At 67.7% G+C, this 15,694-nt stretch carries 25 protein-coding genes; 17 read left to right on the top strand and 8 right to left on the bottom strand.

Annotated features, from left to right (window positions below):
- From AAHF99_RS11070 to rpsQ, 12 genes are all read left to right on the top strand, one after another.
- The coding region (locus AAHF99_RS11070) for an EF-Tu C-terminal domain-related protein (protein WP_459558953.1) at nucleotides 1–125 on the top strand (125 nt) is incomplete at its 5' end.
- 73 nt (nucleotides 126–198) lie between these two features.
- Nucleotides 199–507, top strand: a complete 309-nt coding sequence (gene rpsJ / locus AAHF99_RS11065) for a 30S ribosomal protein S10 (RefSeq protein ID WP_238206654.1) — start codon at nucleotides 199–201, stop codon at nucleotides 505–507.
- A gap of 49 nt (nucleotides 508–556) precedes the next feature.
- Nucleotides 557–1,294 (top strand): 50S ribosomal protein L3, encoded by a 738-nt coding sequence (gene rplC, locus AAHF99_RS11060; protein ID WP_243954701.1) that lies wholly within the window; start codon nucleotides 557–559, stop codon nucleotides 1,292–1,294.
- A complete protein-coding gene (gene rplD, locus AAHF99_RS11055) occupies nucleotides 1,294–1,914 on the top strand; it encodes a 50S ribosomal protein L4 (RefSeq protein WP_243955093.1) in 621 nt (206 codons plus the stop codon). The genes rplC and rplD overlap by 1 nt, the downstream gene beginning before the upstream one ends.
- On the top strand, nucleotides 1,911–2,207 hold the full coding sequence (locus tag AAHF99_RS11050; RefSeq protein ID WP_243954703.1) for a 50S ribosomal protein L23: 297 nt from the start codon (nucleotides 1,911–1,913) through the stop codon (nucleotides 2,205–2,207). Before rplD ends, AAHF99_RS11050 begins: the two co-directional genes overlap by 4 nt.
- A gap of 21 nt (nucleotides 2,208–2,228) precedes the next feature.
- Nucleotides 2,229–3,065: a 50S ribosomal protein L2 gene (rplB, locus tag AAHF99_RS11045; protein WP_243954705.1), complete on the top strand. Its 837-nt coding sequence runs from the start codon at nucleotides 2,229–2,231 to the stop codon at nucleotides 3,063–3,065.
- Between the two features lie 5 nt (nucleotides 3,066–3,070).
- Complete coding sequence (gene rpsS / locus AAHF99_RS11040) at nucleotides 3,071–3,349, top strand: 30S ribosomal protein S19 (protein ID WP_012319190.1); 279 nt, start codon at nucleotides 3,071–3,073, stop codon at nucleotides 3,347–3,349.
- 1 nt (nucleotide 3,350) lies between these two features.
- The gene (gene rplV, locus AAHF99_RS11035; RefSeq protein ID WP_238206638.1) at nucleotides 3,351–3,737 is read left to right on the top strand and encodes a 50S ribosomal protein L22; all 387 of its coding nucleotides are present in this window, start codon (nucleotides 3,351–3,353) and stop codon (nucleotides 3,735–3,737) included.
- 10 nt (nucleotides 3,738–3,747) lie between these two features.
- The gene (gene rpsC / locus AAHF99_RS11030; protein ID WP_243954707.1) at nucleotides 3,748–4,494 is read left to right on the top strand and encodes a 30S ribosomal protein S3; all 747 of its coding nucleotides are present in this window, start codon (nucleotides 3,748–3,750) and stop codon (nucleotides 4,492–4,494) included.
- Nucleotides 4,495–4,502: 8 nt separating this feature from the next.
- A complete protein-coding gene (rplP, locus tag AAHF99_RS11025; protein ID WP_243954709.1) occupies nucleotides 4,503–4,916 on the top strand; it encodes a 50S ribosomal protein L16 in 414 nt (137 codons plus the stop codon).
- A gap of 11 nt (nucleotides 4,917–4,927) precedes the next feature.
- Nucleotides 4,928–5,146 (top strand): 50S ribosomal protein L29, encoded by a 219-nt coding sequence (rpmC, locus tag AAHF99_RS11020; protein ID WP_243954711.1) that lies wholly within the window; start codon nucleotides 4,928–4,930, stop codon nucleotides 5,144–5,146.
- 10 nt (nucleotides 5,147–5,156) lie between these two features.
- Nucleotides 5,157–5,423, top strand: coding sequence for a 30S ribosomal protein S17 (gene rpsQ, locus AAHF99_RS11015; RefSeq protein WP_243954713.1), 267 nt, complete (start codon nucleotides 5,157–5,159; stop codon nucleotides 5,421–5,423).
- Nucleotides 5,424–5,597: 174 nt separating this feature from the next.
- Here the strand turns inward: rpsQ and AAHF99_RS11010 are convergent, their stop codons facing one another.
- The 5 genes from AAHF99_RS11010 to tlpA all read right to left on the bottom strand — a co-directional run bounded on the left by AAHF99_RS11010 (nucleotide 5,598) and on the right by tlpA (nucleotide 9,865).
- Nucleotides 5,598–5,825 (bottom strand): type II toxin-antitoxin system RelE/ParE family toxin, encoded by a 228-nt coding sequence (locus AAHF99_RS11010; RefSeq protein ID WP_342164324.1) that lies wholly within the window; start codon nucleotides 5,823–5,825, stop codon nucleotides 5,598–5,600.
- Nucleotides 5,822–6,046, bottom strand: a complete 225-nt coding sequence (locus AAHF99_RS11005; protein WP_342164323.1) for a hypothetical protein — start codon at nucleotides 6,044–6,046, stop codon at nucleotides 5,822–5,824. Before AAHF99_RS11005 ends, AAHF99_RS11010 begins: the two co-directional genes overlap by 4 nt.
- Before the next feature lie 104 nt (nucleotides 6,047–6,150).
- Nucleotides 6,151–7,242, bottom strand: a complete 1,092-nt coding sequence (recA, locus tag AAHF99_RS11000; protein WP_342164322.1) for a recombinase RecA — start codon at nucleotides 7,240–7,242, stop codon at nucleotides 6,151–6,153.
- 173 nt (nucleotides 7,243–7,415) lie between these two features.
- On the bottom strand, nucleotides 7,416–9,197 hold the full coding sequence (locus AAHF99_RS10995) for a carbamoyltransferase family protein (RefSeq protein WP_342164321.1): 1,782 nt from the start codon (nucleotides 9,195–9,197) through the stop codon (nucleotides 7,416–7,418).
- A gap of 32 nt (nucleotides 9,198–9,229) precedes the next feature.
- Nucleotides 9,230–9,865: a thiol:disulfide interchange protein TlpA gene (gene tlpA, locus AAHF99_RS10990; protein ID WP_342164320.1), complete on the bottom strand. Its 636-nt coding sequence runs from the start codon at nucleotides 9,863–9,865 to the stop codon at nucleotides 9,230–9,232.
- A 42-nt stretch (nucleotides 9,866–9,907) separates the two neighbouring features.
- Here tlpA and argH point away from each other — a divergent pair, with 42 nt between their 5' ends.
- The 3 genes from argH (at nucleotide 9,908) to AAHF99_RS10975 (ending at nucleotide 12,507) form a co-directional block, all read left to right on the top strand.
- Nucleotides 9,908–11,299, top strand: a complete 1,392-nt coding sequence (argH, locus tag AAHF99_RS10985; RefSeq protein WP_342164319.1) for an argininosuccinate lyase — start codon at nucleotides 9,908–9,910, stop codon at nucleotides 11,297–11,299.
- A gap of 99 nt (nucleotides 11,300–11,398) precedes the next feature.
- Nucleotides 11,399–11,680, top strand: a complete 282-nt coding sequence (locus AAHF99_RS10980; RefSeq protein WP_342164318.1) for a hypothetical protein — start codon at nucleotides 11,399–11,401, stop codon at nucleotides 11,678–11,680.
- Between the two features lie 125 nt (nucleotides 11,681–11,805).
- Nucleotides 11,806–12,507 carry an invasion associated locus b family protein gene (locus tag AAHF99_RS10975; protein WP_342164317.1) on the top strand — a complete coding sequence of 234 codons (702 nt, stop codon included), beginning with the start codon at nucleotides 11,806–11,808 and terminating at the stop codon, nucleotides 12,505–12,507.
- Nucleotides 12,508–12,529: 22 nt separating this feature from the next.
- On the opposite strand, the gene AAHF99_RS10970 is transcribed toward AAHF99_RS10975, so the two are convergent.
- Nucleotides 12,530–12,829 (bottom strand): hypothetical protein, encoded by a 300-nt coding sequence (locus AAHF99_RS10970; RefSeq protein WP_342164316.1) that lies wholly within the window; start codon nucleotides 12,827–12,829, stop codon nucleotides 12,530–12,532.
- A 394-nt stretch (nucleotides 12,830–13,223) separates the two neighbouring features.
- Entirely contained in the window at nucleotides 13,224–13,892 is a 669-nt protein-coding gene (locus AAHF99_RS10965) for an HAD family hydrolase (RefSeq protein WP_342164314.1), read from the bottom strand.
- A 147-nt stretch (nucleotides 13,893–14,039) separates the two neighbouring features.
- Between AAHF99_RS10965 and AAHF99_RS10960 the strand changes: the two genes are divergently transcribed.
- The gene (locus AAHF99_RS10960; protein ID WP_243954732.1) at nucleotides 14,040–14,360 is read left to right on the top strand and encodes a PetM family of cytochrome b6f complex subunit 7; all 321 of its coding nucleotides are present in this window, start codon (nucleotides 14,040–14,042) and stop codon (nucleotides 14,358–14,360) included.
- Between the two features lie 9 nt (nucleotides 14,361–14,369).
- On the opposite strand, the gene AAHF99_RS10955 is transcribed toward AAHF99_RS10960, so the two are convergent.
- The gene (locus AAHF99_RS10955; protein ID WP_412759865.1) at nucleotides 14,370–14,861 is read right to left on the bottom strand and encodes a PAS domain-containing protein; all 492 of its coding nucleotides are present in this window, start codon (nucleotides 14,859–14,861) and stop codon (nucleotides 14,370–14,372) included.
- Between the two features lie 173 nt (nucleotides 14,862–15,034).
- Between AAHF99_RS10955 and msrA the strand changes: the two genes are divergently transcribed.
- Nucleotides 15,035–15,691, top strand: coding sequence for a peptide-methionine (S)-S-oxide reductase MsrA (msrA, locus tag AAHF99_RS10950; protein ID WP_342164313.1), 657 nt, complete (start codon nucleotides 15,035–15,037; stop codon nucleotides 15,689–15,691).
- Nucleotides 15,692–15,694: the final 3 nt, after the last annotated feature.

Here is a 15,694-nt window from a genome sequence, read left to right as displayed (position 1 = left end):
GCGACAACGTGACCATGGACGTGGTGCTGATCGTGCCGGTGGCCATGGAAGAGAAGCTGCGCTTCGCCATCCGCGAGGGCGGCCGCACCGTCGGCGCCGGCGTCGTCGCCGCCATCAACGACTGATCTCGTCACATCAGAACCTGAAGGGAGGGGCGGGGATCCGCCTCCCCGCCCTCCCTCTCAAGGCCCGAAGGTCATGAACGGTCAAAACATTCGCATTCGCCTCAAGGCGTTCGATCACCGCATCCTCGATGCCTCGACCCGCGAGATTGTCTCGACGGCGAAGCGGACGGGCGCGCAGATCCGGGGCCCGATCCCGCTGCCGACGCACATCGCTCGCTTTACCGTCAACCGCTCGCCGCACATCGACAAGAAGTCGCGCGAGCAGTTCGAGATGCGCACGCACAAGCGTGTCCTCGATATCGTCGATCCGACTCCCCAGACTGTGGACGCGCTGATGAAGCTCGACCTCGCTGCCGGCGTCGACGTGGAGATCAAGCTCTGACCCTTTGAGGGTTCAGAGCTTACCGTTTCACCGCGCGGGGGAGATACCTATGCGCTCAGGGGTCATTGCACAGAAGGTCGGCATGACCCGCGTCTTTACGGACGCGGGGGAGCATGTGCCGGTCACGGTGCTCAAGGTCGATCAGTGCCAGGTGGTTGCCCACCGCACGATCGAGAAAAACGGCTACGTCGCGCTGCAGGTCGGTGTCGGCAAGGCCAAGGTCAAGAACGTCTCCGCCGCCGAGCGTGGCCGCTTCGCGGTCGCCAAGGTGGAGCCGAAGAAGAAGCTCGCCGAGTTCCGCGTGTCCGAGGACGCGCTGATCCCGGTCGGTGCCGAGATCACCGCCGACCACTTCATCCCGGGCCAGTTCGTCGATGTGACGGGCACGACCACGGGTAAGGGCTTCGCCGGTGGTATGAAGCGCTGGAACTTCGGTGGTCTGCGCGCCACGCACGGCGTGTCGGTGTCGCACCGTTCGATCGGTTCGACCGGCGGCCGTCAGGATCCGGGCAAGACCTTCAAGAACAAGAAGATGCCGGGCCATCTCGGCGTCGAGCGGGTCACGACCCAGAACCTGCGCGTCGTGCGCACCGATCCCGAGCGGGGCCTGATCCTCGTCGAGGGCGCGGTGCCGGGCGTGGCCGGCGGCTGGATCCAGATCCGCGATGCGGTGAAGCGCAAGCTCCCCGCCGACGTGCCGCTGCCGGGCAAGTTCCGCGAGAACGGTTCCTCCGCCGACGCGTCTCAGACCGCCCCCGAGGCCCCCGCGGCTGAGGAGACCGTGTGATGAAGCTCGATGTCACCACCCTCGACGGGGCCGGAGCCGGCTCGGTCGACCTGAACGAAGAGATCTTCGGTCTGGAGCCCCGGGCCGACCTGCTTCAGCGCATGGTCCGTTGGCAGCTCGCCAAGCGGCGCGCCGGCACCCATGCCGTGCAGAACCGCTCGGACGTCAACCGGACCCGCAAGAAGCTCTATAAGCAGAAGGGCACCGGTAATGCCCGTCACGGCGCGGCGTCCGCGCCGCAGTTCCGCGGCGGTGGCCGGGCCTTCGGTCCGGTCGTGCGCGACCACAGCCACGATCTTCCCAAGAAGGTCCGTGCGCTGGCCCTGCGTCACGCCCTGTCCGCCAAGGCGAAGGCCGAGACCCTGATCGTCGTCGACGACATCAAGGTCGCCGATCACAAGACGAAGGGCCTCATCGAGACCTTCGGCAAGATGGGCCTGTCGAACGCCCTGATCATCGGCGGTGCCGAGGTCGACGTGAACTTCGGCCGGGCGGCTCGCGCCATCCCGCAGATCGACGTGCTGCCCGTCCAGGGCATCAACGTCTACGACATCCTGCGCCGCGAGAAGCTCGTGCTCACGAAGGCGGCGGTCGACGCGCTGGAGGAGCGTTTCAAATGAGTGCCGATCCGCGCCACTACGACATCATCGTCTCCCCGGTCATCACCGAGAAGGCGACGAACCAGACCGAACAGAACAAGGTCGTCTTCCGGGTTGCCCCGAAGGCTACCAAGCCGCAGATCAAGGAAGCGGTCGAGAAGCTGTTCGACGTCAAGGTGACGGGCGTCAACACGCTCATCACCAAGGGCAAGAAGAAGGTTTTCCGCGGGCTCCGCGGCCAGCGCTCGGATGTGAAGAAAGCGATTGTGACCCTGGCCGAAGGCCACACGATCGACGTCACCACCGGGCTCTGAGGCAGGATCGAGGACGAGCCGATGGCTTTGAAGACATTCAAACCGGTCACGCCGAGCCTGCGTCAGCTCGTGCTCGTTGACCGCCGTGAGCTCTACAAGGGCAAGCCGGTGAAGGCGCTGACCGAGGGCAAGAGCTCCTCGGGCGGCCGCAACAATCTCGGCCGCATCACCGTGCGGTTCCGTGGTGGTGGACACAAGCGTTCGCTGCGCAACGTCGATTTCAAGCGTCGTGACCAGCTCAACGTGGCCGCGACCGTGGAGCGGATCGAGTACGATCCGAACCGCACCGCGTTCATCGCGCTGATCAACTACCCTGACGGCAAGCAGAGCTACATCTTGGCTCCGCAGCGGCTCGCCGCCGGCGACAAGGTGGTGGCCGGTGAGAACGTGGACATCAAGCCGGGCAATGCCGGCCCGATCGGCTCGATGCCGGTTGGTACGATCGTCCATAACGTGGAGCTGAAGATCGGCAAGGGCGGCGCGATTGCCCGCTCCGCCGGCAACTACGCTCAGATCGTGGGTCGCGACCAGGGCTACGTGACCGTTCGCCTGAACTCGGGCGAGCAGCGTCTCGTGCACGGCCAGTGCTTCGCGAGCGTCGGTGCGGTGTCGAACCCGGACCACATGAACATCTCGCTCGGCAAGGCCGGGCGGAATCGCTGGCTCGGCAAGCGCCCGCACAACCGCGGCGTGGCGATGAACCCGGTCGACCACCCGCATGGCGGCGGCGAGGGCCGCACCTCCGGCGGCCGTAATCCGGTCACGCCGTGGGGTGTGCCCACCAAGGGCAAGAAGACCCGGTCCAACAAGCGGACCGACGTCTTCATCCTGTCCAGCCGTCATAACCGCAAGAAGTAACCACCATGGCACGCTCTCTCTGGAAGGGGCCGTTCGTCGACGGCTACCTCTTCAAGAAGGCCGAGGCGGCGCGGGGTTCCTCGCGCTCCGAGGTCATCAAGATCTGGAGCCGCCGCTCCACGATCCTGCCGCAGTTCGTCGGGCTCACGTTCGGCGTTCACAACGGCCAGAAGCACATTCCGGTCTACGTCACCGAGGAAATGGTCGGCCACAAGTTCGGCGAGTTCTCGCCGACCCGCACCTTCCCCGGCCACGCGGCCGACAAGAAGGCGAAGAGGCGCTGATATGGGCAAGCAGGCTACCCCCCGCGCGCTCCCCGAGAACGAAGCCAAGGCGGTGGCGCGCATGCTGCGCGTGTCCCCGCAGAAGCTGAATCTCGTGGCGCAGCTCATCCGTGGGAAGAAGGTGGAGACGGCGCTCGCTGATCTTCAGTTCTCCCGCAAGCGCATCGCCACCGATGTGAAGAAGTGCCTCGAAAGCGCGATCGCCAACGCCGAGAACAACCACGATCTGGATGTCGACGACCTCGTCGTCAGCCAGGCCTTCGTGGGCAAGGCGTTGGTCCTGAAGCGGTTCCACGCCCGTGCCCGCGGCCGCGGCGCGCGCATTCTGAAGCCCTTCTCGAACCTCACCATCGTGGTTCGTGAAGTGCGCGCGGCTGAAGCGGCCTGAGGAGGATCTGATGGGTCAGAAAGTCAACCCGATCGGTCTCCGGCTCGGCATCAACCGGACCTGGGACTCCCGCTGGTTCGCCAACAAGGGCGAATACGCGAAGCTCATGCACGAGGACGTCGCGATCCGCGCCGCCCTCATGAAGCAGCTCAAGCAGGCGGCGGTCTCCAAGATCGTCATCGAGCGTCCGCACCGGAAGTGCCGCGTCACCATTCACTCGGGTCGTCCGGGCGTGGTGATCGGTAAGAAGGGCGCGGACATCGAGAAGCTGCGCAAGCTCGTCGGCACCATGACCAAGGCCGACGTGACCATCAACATCGTCGAGGTGCGCAAGCCCGAGATCGACGCCACGCTGGTGGCCGACTCGATCGCCCAGCAGCTCGAGCGTCGTGTCGCCTTCCGTCGCGCCATGAAGCGCGCCGTGCAGTCGGCGATGCGCCTCGGGGCCGAAGGCATCCGGATCAACTGCTCCGGTCGTCTCGGCGGCGCCGAGATCGCCCGTCAGGAGTGGTACCGCGAGGGCCGCGTTCCGCTGCACACCCTGCGTGCGGACGTGGATTACGGGACCGCCACGGCGTTCACGACCTACGGCACCTGCGGTATCAAGGTGTGGGTGTTCAAGGGCGAGATCCTTGAGCACGATCCGATGGCCCAGGACAAGAAGGCCCAGGAAGAGGGCGGCCGCTCCGGCGGGCGCCGCGAGCGCGACGGTGAGGGTGGTCGTGACCGCCCGCGTCGCGAGCGCGAGCACGCGTGAGGTAAGCCATGCTGCAACCCAAGAAGACCAAGTTCCGCAAGCAGTTCAAGGGCCGCATCCACGGTGCGGCCAAGGGCGGCTTCGACCTGAACTTCGGGCAATTTGGCCTGAAGGCGATGGAGCCCGAGCGCGTCACCGCCCGCCAGATCGAAGCTGCCCGCCGCGCCATCACGCGTGAGATGAAGCGTCAGGGCCGTGTCTGGATCCGGGTGTTCCCGGACGTCCCGGTCTCGACCAAGCCGACCGAAGTCCGCATGGGCTCGGGCAAGGGTGCGCCGGACTTCTGGGCCGCGCGCATCCACCCCGGCCGTATCATGTTCGAGGTCGATGGTGTCACCGCCGACATCGCCCGCGAGGCCCTGCGCCTCGGCGCGGCGAAGCTGCCGGTGCGGACCCGCATCATCACGCGCATCGCCGATTAAGGAGATCGTTCGTGAAGACCATCCAACGCCACGCCGACCTGAAGGCGCTGTCCGCCGATCAGCTCGCCGATGAGCTGGTGAACCTCAAGAAGGAGCAGTTCAACCTGCGCTTCCAGGGGGCCACCGGCCAGCTCGAGAACGTCTCCCGCATCCGTGAGGTGCGGCGGGACATCGCCCGCGTGCGCACGCTGCAGCGTCAGCAGACGCTCGCATCCGCCGCCAAGGCTTGAGGAGAACACCATGCCGAAGCGCGTTTTGCAGGGTGTCGTCGTCAGCGACAAGGGCGAGAAGACCGTCGTCGTGAAGGTGGAGCGTCGCTTCACCCACCCGGTGATGAAGAAGACCGTCCGCCGTTCAAAGAACTACCATGCGCACGACGAGGCCAATGCGGCCAAGGTCGGGCAGACGGTGTTCATCGAGGAGTGCCGCCCCTTCTCGAAGCTCAAGACTTGGAAGCTGGTCGAGGGCGAAGCCGCCACTCAGACCGAGGCCGGCGAAGCCGCCTGAGGCGCGGTCGGGCACCACGCTCGACCACGCTCCTTCCTTGGACCATGACGGCGAAGCGATCCCCCCGCGGGATCGCTTCGCCGTTTTGCGTTCTGGCGACCGGCCCTAGCTCAGGCGCCGTTGGCCCGCGTGGCGAATGGTGATGACCGTGACGCGCCCGGCGCTGTCATCCACTTAGTAGTAGATGAGGTAGGGGTGGCGCGGGACTGCGAGGACGCGGGTGTTCGGGGTTTTGTCCTCATGGCCAACGAGGCGTCCGACATGCGGAAACCGTGTCAGCAGGTCGAGCGAGGCGCGGATCGTCGTTTGTGCGTCCTGGGCAGCAGCGGGATTCCGTTCGGCCAGGTAATCTGCGATCTCGGTCAGCCGCTTCACCGCGCGGCGGGAGAGTACGAGTTTCACGGCGTGAAGCGGCGGAACGCGGCCTCCACCTCGGCGTCGCTGGCGATGTCGCCTCGCGCAATTTCGGCGAGACCGGCCAACAAGTCGTCGAGATGGTCGGGATCGATGGGGGAGGGCGTTCCCATCCGTGCGAGTTCGAGCATCACCTGGGCGATGTCGTCCTGAGCCTCGGCCGGCATCCGGCGGACGGTATCGACGGCCTTCTCCAACAGGTCGGTCACGGCGCAGTCCATCCCTCCCAAACGGCAACGGCCCCGGATCATCTCCGGGGCCGCGCTATTCTCTCGAAGACCCAAGGCCACGGCAAGACCGTGGCCGGTGAAGCTTACGCCTCGCCCGGGTCCAGATCGTCCTCGGTCGGCTTGGCGTTCTCGAGGATCTTCTCGGCGACGAGGCCGGAATTCTGGCGGATCATCCCTTCGATCTTGGCGGCGATTGCCGGATTGTCCCGCAGGAAGCCCTTCGAGTTCTCGCGCCCCTGGCCAAGGCGCTGGCTGTCGTGGGAGAACCACGCGCCCGACTTCTCGACGATGCCGGCCTTCACGCCGAGGTCGATCAGCTCGCCGACCTTCGAGATGCCCTCGCCGAACATGATGTCGAACTCGACCTGCTTGAACGGCGGGGCGACCTTGTTCTTCACCACCTTCACGCGGACCTGATTGCCGATGGCCTCGTCACGCTCCTTGAGGGTTGAGACGCGGCGGATGTCGAGCCGCACCGAGGCGTAGAACTTCAGGGCGTTGCCGCCAGTCGTGGTCTCTGGCGAGCCGTACATCACGCCGATCTTCATGCGGATCTGGTTGATGAAGATGACCATGCAGTTCGAACGGGAGATCGAGCCGGTCAGCTTGCGCAGGGCCTGGCTCATCAGGCGGGCCTGAAGGCCGGGCTGGCTCTCGCCCATCTCGCCCTCGATCTCGGCGCGGGGCGTGAGCGCCGCCACCGAATCGACCACGAGCACGTCGATGGCACCGGAGCGCACCAGCGTGTCGGTGATCTCCAGGGCCTGCTCGCCCGTGTCGGGCTGGGAGATCAGCAGGTCGTCGAGATTCACGCCGAGCTTGCGGGCGTAGACCGGATCGAGGGCGTGCTCGGCATCCACGAAGGCGCAGACGCCGCCCTTCTTCTGGGCCTCGGCGATGGTGTGAAGGGCGAGGGTGGTCTTGCCGGAGGATTCCGGCCCGTACACCTCGATCACCCGGCCGCGCGGCAGGCCGCCGACGCCCAGCGCGATGTCGAGCCCCAGCGAGCCGGTGGAGATCGTCTCGACTTCCTGCACCTTGTCGTTCTTGCCAAGGCGCATGATCGAGCCTTTGCCGAACGCCCGCTCGATCTGCGACAGGGCGGCGTCGATCGCCTTCGACTTGTCCTTATCAGCGGGGGGCATATCCAACACTTTCAGCGCGGGCTGGGCCATCTGGCGACGCTCCTTATGGCGAGGATGGGCGCCGATCACAACGCGCCCGCCGGAGCGATTTTGTACTCTCTTTGTTCTCGTTCGGCAAGGGCGGGAACGGTGTTCGGATTGGCCGGACGCCGCTGTTTTTAACCTGTGATTGAGAATGCCAGCCGCGTGCGCCCAGTGAGCTATCAGGCGCCGCGAATCATCGCCGGATCCTTCACGACGATCCAGTCCTCTACGACGAGGGCGTCGAGGCCTGTCGTGTAGAACATGAGGATCGCGTCCTCCGCCGTGTGCAGGATCGGCTTGCCCATCACGTTGAAGCTCGTGTTGAGCAGCACCGGCACGCCGGTCAGGTCGTGGAACGCCGCGATGAGGGCGGCGTAGGCGGGGTTGCGCTGGGCGGTGACGGTCTGAAGCCGGCCGGTGCCGTCCTCGTGGACGACTGCGGGCACCTTGTTCCGTACGCTGTCCTTCCAGACCAGCGTGCGCTCCATGTAGGGGCTGTCGGCGAAGTCCTCGAACCAGTCCGGGCCGGCCTCGGCGAGGATCGACGGGGCGAAGGGGCGGAAGGCCTCGCGGTACTTCACCTTGGCGTTCAGGGCGTCCTTGGCGCCGGCCGGGCGCGGATCGGCCAGGATCGAGCGGTTGCCGAGGGAGCGGGGGCCGAACTCGGCCTGCCCCTGCACCCATCCGACGAGGCCCCCGGCGGCCAGGATGCGCGCGGCCTCACGGGTCACGGCGCCGTGGCCGAGGCGGCGGGCGCGGGGCTCCTGCTCGGCGAGGCGTTCCATCGGCGTGGTCGAGACACGGGCGCCGAGATAGGGCGTCAGCGGCCGGGACTCCTCCGGTGGGCCGGACCAGTCGGGATGGTCCTCCTGGTAGGCCAGCCATGCCGCGCCGACGGCATTGCCGTCGTCGGCCGGGGCCGAGGGGACATGCAGCCGGGTGAAGGGCGAGCGGCCGAGCACGCGGCCGTTATACGAGGAGTTCAGGCCGCAGCCCCCCGCGATCACGAGGTTTTCGGACGGGGCGAGGGCATGGGCCTCGGCGACGAGGACGTCCATGAGAGTGCCGAACAGGTCCTGTCCGCAGCGGGCGAGGTCGGCCCAGCCGTTCTCGAGGGCATCGGCGGGGCGGCGGGCCAGGAGTTCGGCGGCGACGTCGCGGATCGTGTCCGCATCCGCGAAGCGCAGGCGCGTGCCCTCCACCCGGTAGAGGCGGGCGAGGATGGCGGCGAGGTCCGGATCGGGGCGGCCATAGGGGGCGAGCCCCATGATCTTCCATTCCTCGCCCTTCACCTGATCGAACCCGGCGAGGTCGGTGATGAGGCCGTAGAGGAAGCCTAGCGATCCGCGCCCGCGATGGCGTTTCACTTCTTCGATCTGCCCGTCCTTGAGCCGGTGGATCGCGGAGGCGCCGGTCTCGCCCATGCCGTCGACGGTCACGGAGGTGGCTTCCGCGAAGGGGCTGCCCCACAGGCCGTAGGCGGCGTGGCAGAGATGGTGCGGATAGCGCCGCTGGCCGACGACCCGCGCGCGGGGCGGGCTGCCGCCGGTGCGCACGTCCTGGGTGAGGGCGAGGAGCGTGCCGAGACCCGCGCGCGCTTGCGCGAGATGGAGGTCGGCGATGAAGACCCGCTCGGCCTGTTCGGGCACGAAGGACGCGTTGAGATCGATCGGATGCGCGGCCAACGTCGGCAGGTCGAAGGTGCCGGCATGGGCCTGCCCCTTCAGGAAACCGCTGAACTGCTCGCCCCAGGACGAGGCGACGACGATCTCCGAGCCCGGCGGGACGAACTCCCGCAGCAGCGGCGCGATGATCGCCGGGGCGTCGGGCTCGCAATTCGGCGCCCGCTTGTATTGCAGGAAGCGCTCCGTCGCCTCGGCGAAGAGCAGCGTGCCGTCCGGCCCCACAAGGGCGAGGGCCGGATCGTGGAAGGTGGTCGCGAGACCGAGATAGAACTGCATCCGCGCGGGGTTAGCCCGCGCCGTCCCTGCGATCAACGGCCGAGGGCGGCGCGGATCAGGGCGAGGCCGTCCGGGCTCGACCATTCGGCCCCGCCCTTCATCACCCCGATGGTGCAGCCGGCGCCGTCGATCAGCAAGGTCGTGGGCAGGCCCGCCGAATCGGCGTGGCGCTGGACGGCGGGCAGGACGCGCCCACCGGGATCGGCGTAGAAGGGCAGGTGGGTGATGCCCGCCTGTTTCAGCCATTCCGCCGGCTTGTCGAGGTTGCGCGTGTCGACGTTGATCGCCACCACGTCGAAATCCTTGCCGCCCATCTGCGCCTGGAGCCGGTCGAGGGCCGGCATCTCGGCCTTGCAGGGGGCGCACCACGTCGCCCACAGATTCACCAAGAGCAGCCGGCCCTTCATGGCGGCAAGGGTCGTCTCGGTGCCGTCCGGGCCCTTGAACGTCAGGTCGGGGGCGGGCTTCGATTGCTTCGGCGCCTGCATGCCGGCGACGTCCCCCTTGGCGGCGGTCTCGATGCGGGTGAGGGCAGGCGCGGAGCCGGCACAGGGGCCGGAGGCCATTCCCCCGTTGCCGCCCATGAGACCGCTCCCGTATAGGGCAAGCCCGGCAAGGCCGAGCGCCGCGAGGCCGGCGCCCGCGATGAAACCTCTGCGGACGGGCATCAGGCTTGCCTCTTGGAACTGGCGCGGCGCGGAAGGATCGACATGAGCAACCGGATGTGGGGCGGGCGCTTCGCGAGCGGCCCCGCCGAGATCATGGAGGAGATCAACGCCTCCATCGGGTTCGACAAGCGTCTCGCGCCCCAGGATATCCGCGGCTCGCTGGCGCATGTGGCGATGCTGGGCAAGGCGGGGATCCTGCCTGCGGAGGATGTGGCGGCGATCGAGGCCGGGCTCAAGAGCGTCCGTGACGAGATCGAAGCCGGCAGCTTCGTGTTCAAGCGCGAGCTCGAGGACATCCACATGTCCGTCGAGAGCCGGCTGACCGAGATCGTCGGGCCGGGCGCCGGGCGCCTGCACACGGCGCGCTCGCGCAACGATCAGGTCGCCACCGACATGAAATTGTGGGTGCGCGACACCCTCGATTCCCTGGATGCCCAGGCCGCCGACCTGCAGCGGGCGCTGGCCGAGAAGGCGCTGGTCCATGCCGGCACGGTGATGCCGGGTTTCACGCACCTGCAATCCGCCCAGCCGGTGACGTTCGGGCACCATTGCCTCGCCTATGTCGAGATGCTGGCCCGCGACCGGGGCCGGTTCCGCGACGCGCGGGCGCGGCTCAACGAATGCCCCCTCGGCGCGGCGGCGCTGGCGGGCACCTCGTTCCCCATCGACCGGCACGCCACGGCGGCGGCGCTGGGCTTCGACCGCCCAACGGCGAACTCACTGGATTCCGTGGCCGACCGCGATTTCGCCCTCGAAGCGCTCTCTGCGGCCTCGATCTGCGCGGTCCACCTGTCGCGCTTCGCCGAGGAACTGGTCGTGTGGACCTCGGCCCAGTTCGGCTTCGTGAAGCTGTCGGACGGCTACACGACCGGCTCCTCGATCATGCCGCAGAAGCGCAATCCGGATGCGGCCGAATTGGTCCGCGCCAAGGCGGGGCGGATCGTGGGCGCGCTTACCGGCCTGCTCATCGTGATGAAGGGTCTGCCGCTCGCCTATTCGAAGGACATGCAGGAGGACAAGGAAGGCACGTTCGACGCCCTTCAGGCCCTCTCGCTCTGCCTTGCGGCCATGACCGGCATGGTGCGGGACCTGGAGCCGGTGGCCCAGGTGCTCGCCAAGGCGGCGGGCTCCGGCTTCAGCACCGCCACCGATCTCGCCGACTGGCTCGTGCGCGAACTCGGCATGCCGTTCCGGCAGGCTCACCACGTCACCGGGCGTCTCGTCGGCGCGGCCGCCGCGAAGGGTGTCGGTCTCGAAGACCTCTCCCTCACCGAGATGCAGGAGGCCGAGCCGAAGATCACCGAGGCGATCTATGCGGTGCTCGGCGTCGAGAATTCGGTGGCGAGCCGCACCAGCTATGGCGGCACGGCACCGGACAACGTCCGCACCCAGGCGCAGGCCTGGCTCGGCCGTCTCGACGAATCCTCACGCTGAGATGATGCGGCGCAACCAGCGATGCGGTGGTGCGTTCACTGTCTAGCTAGGTGCGCCGCGTTATGGGGGGTCAGCGCGCGACGGGAGAGACCGCACAGCATGTCGATCGAGAGCTGGATGACGCCCGAAGAGGTTGCCGATCTCGCCGCCCATGCGAGCGCCGTCATCGACGCCGCTCTGGTGGGCACCGATCTGTCGCGGGAGGTCTTCTGGGCCGCCGTCCGCAAGGGCTACAACACCCCCTACAACGATCCGCCGAAGCGCCGGGCCCTACCCAATGCCGTGCCGGCTCCGGTCACGGTGCAGATGGAGGCGGATAGCGAGCCGTCGCCGGCCCTCGTCGCCCCGGCCATCGCCGCCGCCGAAATTCGCGCGGTTTGAAACGGCCCACGGCTGATCAGCCCACGGCGCTCGTCGCCGGCCGCCTTGCTGTTGTCCCGAGCCGGGTTCATTAATCGATCCCTAACGGCACAGCTCGTTTCGGCTCGCGCCCGCAGGGAATGAATATGGTCCGCGTCTCCCATCTGATTCCGGTCGGCCTCGTCGCTCTGCTCGCCTGTGCCGCACCGCCGGATTCGATGGCAAACCGCCTGTTCGGCGTGTCACCGGCCGCGGCGCAGGATGCGGAGGCCCCGGCCGAGGCGGCGCCGAGCCGGCGCTCCCGCCATTCCTCGCGCCGGAGCAGCCGGAAGTCCGAGACGAGCCAAGTGACCCCGCCGGGCATGCAGCAGGCGGTGCCGGTGGCGATCTTCGGGGATTGGAACGTCTTCGTGAACGGCGAGGCACGCAGCCGGATCTGCTACGCCATCGCGCAGCCGCAGACCCGTTCGCCCAAGACCCTGAAGCGCGACAGCGCCTACCTGTTCGTCACGGTGCGCAAGGCCGAGAACGTGCCCAACGAGGTGGCCGTGATGCTGGGCTTCCCGCCCAAGCCCGCCGCCGCGCAGGTCAAGGCCGGCTCCGCGGCGGCGCCGACCGATCCGAGCCTGAGCCTCGGAGCCTCCCGTTACGGGCTCGTTGTCAAGGACGGCAACGCTTGGTTGCAGAACCCGACGGATGAGACGCGGGTGGTGAGCGAGATGAGCGGCCGCGCCCCGAAGCTGACCATCAAGACCACCTCGATGCGCGGCAATCCGACCAGCGACGAATACGAGTTGGCCGGCTTCGCGGACGCGATCAAGCGCGCCCGCGAGGAATGCGCCAAGTAGAGCGCGCGACCCCCGTCGCGCCCTAGACGGCGACGGCGCGCGGGGTCTTCCGCGCGCCCGGTCGCGTCAGATCGCGGACGGCGCGGGCCGCCTGCTCCGGGCTGCGGAACAGCATGCCGTCGAGGCCGTCGAAATTCCGCGAGGCCGAGAAGAACCGCACGCCGCGATCCTCGGGCACCGCGATGCCGGCCGCGACTTCCCCCACTTCGATCACCCGCGCGAGGGCGGGGCCCGGTTCGAAGGGCAGAGGCGGCGGTTCGCCTGAGGGGAGGGGAGTGTCTGTGTGATTCACGGGCGTGACGAGCGAGAGGGATGTGGGCATCGGACGAGCGACTCCCTGGGCCGGCGCAAAAGCCGTGCCTGATTGCGGTGACGGGCCGGTGACTTCCGAGACGATCGGAGCGGGCGGCTAGCGTCGACAGCGCGGGTGGAGCTGGTGCGGGGACCGATGCGACATGAGCATGACAGTCACGATGTCCTCCAGATCGAAGGACCGCGAGGTAGAGGTGAGCCCTCGCAGTGCTTTAGCGTTTGGTGACGCGGCGCAAGCGACGCTAATCAAATCACCGCGGCCGCCCTTTGCAAGGCTGGCGACAACATGATGCCCCCACGAACATCAGACGTCAACGGAATTGTCTTCCGTTTTCGCGGGCGAGCTCAGTGGAATTATGACAATGCCAGCCTGTTGCGCAGCAACGCAACTCTGAAGTGCATTCCTAATCTGTGATGACTTTGGAGAGGTTCAAATAATCGGAGAACACCGTTTCAGCCCCGGCGCGCAGGAGATCGGTCCCTGCCCGGTCGTGGTTCCAATGCCCGCCGCCGGTGAAGCCGACGACCCGCATCCCGGCCGCCACGGCCGCCGTCACGCCGGGCACGCTGTCCTCGATGACGAGGCAGGAGGCCGGCGCTTCGCCCATTTGCTCGGCGGCGAACAGGAACAGGTCCGGGAAAGGCTTCCCACGCGCGACCTGCGTGGAGGAGAAGACGTGGCCGGAGAAGAGATCCAGCAGGCCGGTCAGGGTGAGGGAATGGCGCAGCCGCACCGGATCGCTGCTCGACGCGACGCAGACCGGCAGGTCGAGGCCCCGGATCGCCGCCGCGACGCCGGGCATTGCCTTCAACTCCCGGTCGAAGGTGGCAAGGGTCTCGGCCTTCACGGCATCGACGAAGCCCTCGGGGGCGGAGATGCCGTAATCGCGCTCGATATGCCCCATGATCGAGACCATGGAGGTGCCCGCGAAGCGGTTGCGCACCGTCTCGAGGTCGATGGGCACGCCGATGCGGTTGAGGCCGGCGGTGAGGGTGGCGAGGCTCAGCGGCTCGCTGTCCACGAGGACGCCGTCGCAATCGAAGATCACGAGGGCGGGTGTCGCGCCTGCCATTCCGAGCCCTCGTCCCCCGCACGCGGAGGGATGCCTCCGAAGCGGGGCTGTGGCACGGGGCCCGGCGGCAGGCAACCGCTTGCACCGGCCCGCCGCAGCCCGTAGGCGGAATGCCGCGCCGCCCCGGCGCGGTTCGATGACCCGGTGATGCTCCGTTTCCTCGCCCGCCTGCTCGGTCTCGTCTTGATGGCCGGCGGCTTCGTCGCCCTGGTCTATGACGGCGCCCGCTCCATCGCGAATAACGGCCCGCGCCTCACCTCCGTGTCGGACGTGATCACCACCCTGTTCAAGGACAGGGCGGGGGCGCTGCAGACGGGGGTGGAGGGCGCGGCACCCTGGCTGTGGCACGTGCTCGGGCTGCCGCTCACCCTCGCGCCGGCCTCCCTGGTCGGGCTCGTCCTCGGGGCGTTCCTGCTGTGGCTCGGCCAGCCCGGCCGCGAGCCGATCGGCTTCCTGACGCGGCCCTGAAGCGTCGGCTCAGCGCCGATCGAGCCGCGCCTCGGCGTCGGCGAGGCGGCTCTTTAGATCATCGATCTCGGCCTGCATCCGGTGATGCTCCGAGACGTCGAGCTGCGAGGCGAAGAAGTAGACGACCTTGCCGTCCTCGTCGCGCACCGGGCCGACATAGAGGGCGTTGTGGAAGGTCGAGCCGTCCTTGCGGTAGTTCAGGATGTCGACCTTGATGTCGGTCTCGTCGCGGATGGCGCCGCGAAGCCGCGCGACGACCTCGGGATCGGTGTCCGGGCCCTGCAGGAAGCGGCAATTGCGCCCCGTCACCTCAAGGCGGCTGTAGCCGGTGAGCTTGAGGAACGCCTCGTTGGCGAACACGATGGGGTTGTCGAACTGCCGGGGGTCGGTGACGATCATCGGCATGCGCGTGGCCCGCACCGCCGCCGCGAAGGGGTCGCCCAGTTGCGCCTCGCTCTCCAAGCTTCCGAGAAGATGGGTGGTGGCCTGCTCCGTTCCCACCTGTCTCGTCTCCCTGCCCGGCCCCGTGTCGCCGAGTACAACCAGAAATACCCGTCCGTGGTCTAGTCCCTCGGAATAGGTTTCCCGCTGCGGCGAAGAGATGCCTTCGCTTTCGCGGCGAACGGGGCGATCCCATATTTGGGAACGGTCCGAACAATCACGCGGGGCGAGCGATGTTCCTTTTCCGCAAGAAGGTCGAGATGCCGAATGCGGCCGACGCCCTGCCGGGCCGTCCGACCCCGCTGCACACGGCCGAGCGCCACTTCGTGAACGGCAACCCGCTGAAGGGCCCCTATCCCGAGGGCATCGAGACCGTCGTGCTCGGCCTGGGCTGCTTCTGGGGTGCCGAGCGGCGCTTCTGGCAGGTGCCGGAGGGCGTGTTCGTGACGGCGGTGGGCTATGCCGGGGGCTATACGCCGAACCCGACCTACGAGGAGGTCTGCACCGGCCGCACCGGCCACAACGAGGTGGTGCTGGTCGCCTTCGATCCGGCCGTGCTGCCCCTCGACGCGCTGCTGCGGATCTTCTTCGAGAGCCACAACCCGACGCAGGGGATGCGCCAGGGCAACGATGTCGGCACGCAGTACCGCTCCGGCATCTACACGAACGGGCCGGAGCAGGCCCGCATCGCGAAGGGCGTCCGGTCGGCCTATGCCGAGGCGCTGCGCGCGCGCCGGTATGCCGACGTGACCACCGAGATCGTCCCCCTCGGCCCGTTCTACTTCGCCGAAGAGTACCATCAGCAATATCTGGCCAAGAACCCAGGCGGCTATTGCGGCCTCGGCGGCACGGGCGTCAGCTGCCCCGTGGGCGTCGACGTTCCAGCCTGACCC

The organism is Methylobacterium litchii (assembly GCF_038442315.1).
Taxonomy (GTDB): domain Bacteria; phylum Pseudomonadota; class Alphaproteobacteria; order Rhizobiales; family Beijerinckiaceae; genus Methylobacterium; species Methylobacterium litchii.
This window is presented reverse-complemented; position numbering and strand designations above follow the sequence as displayed.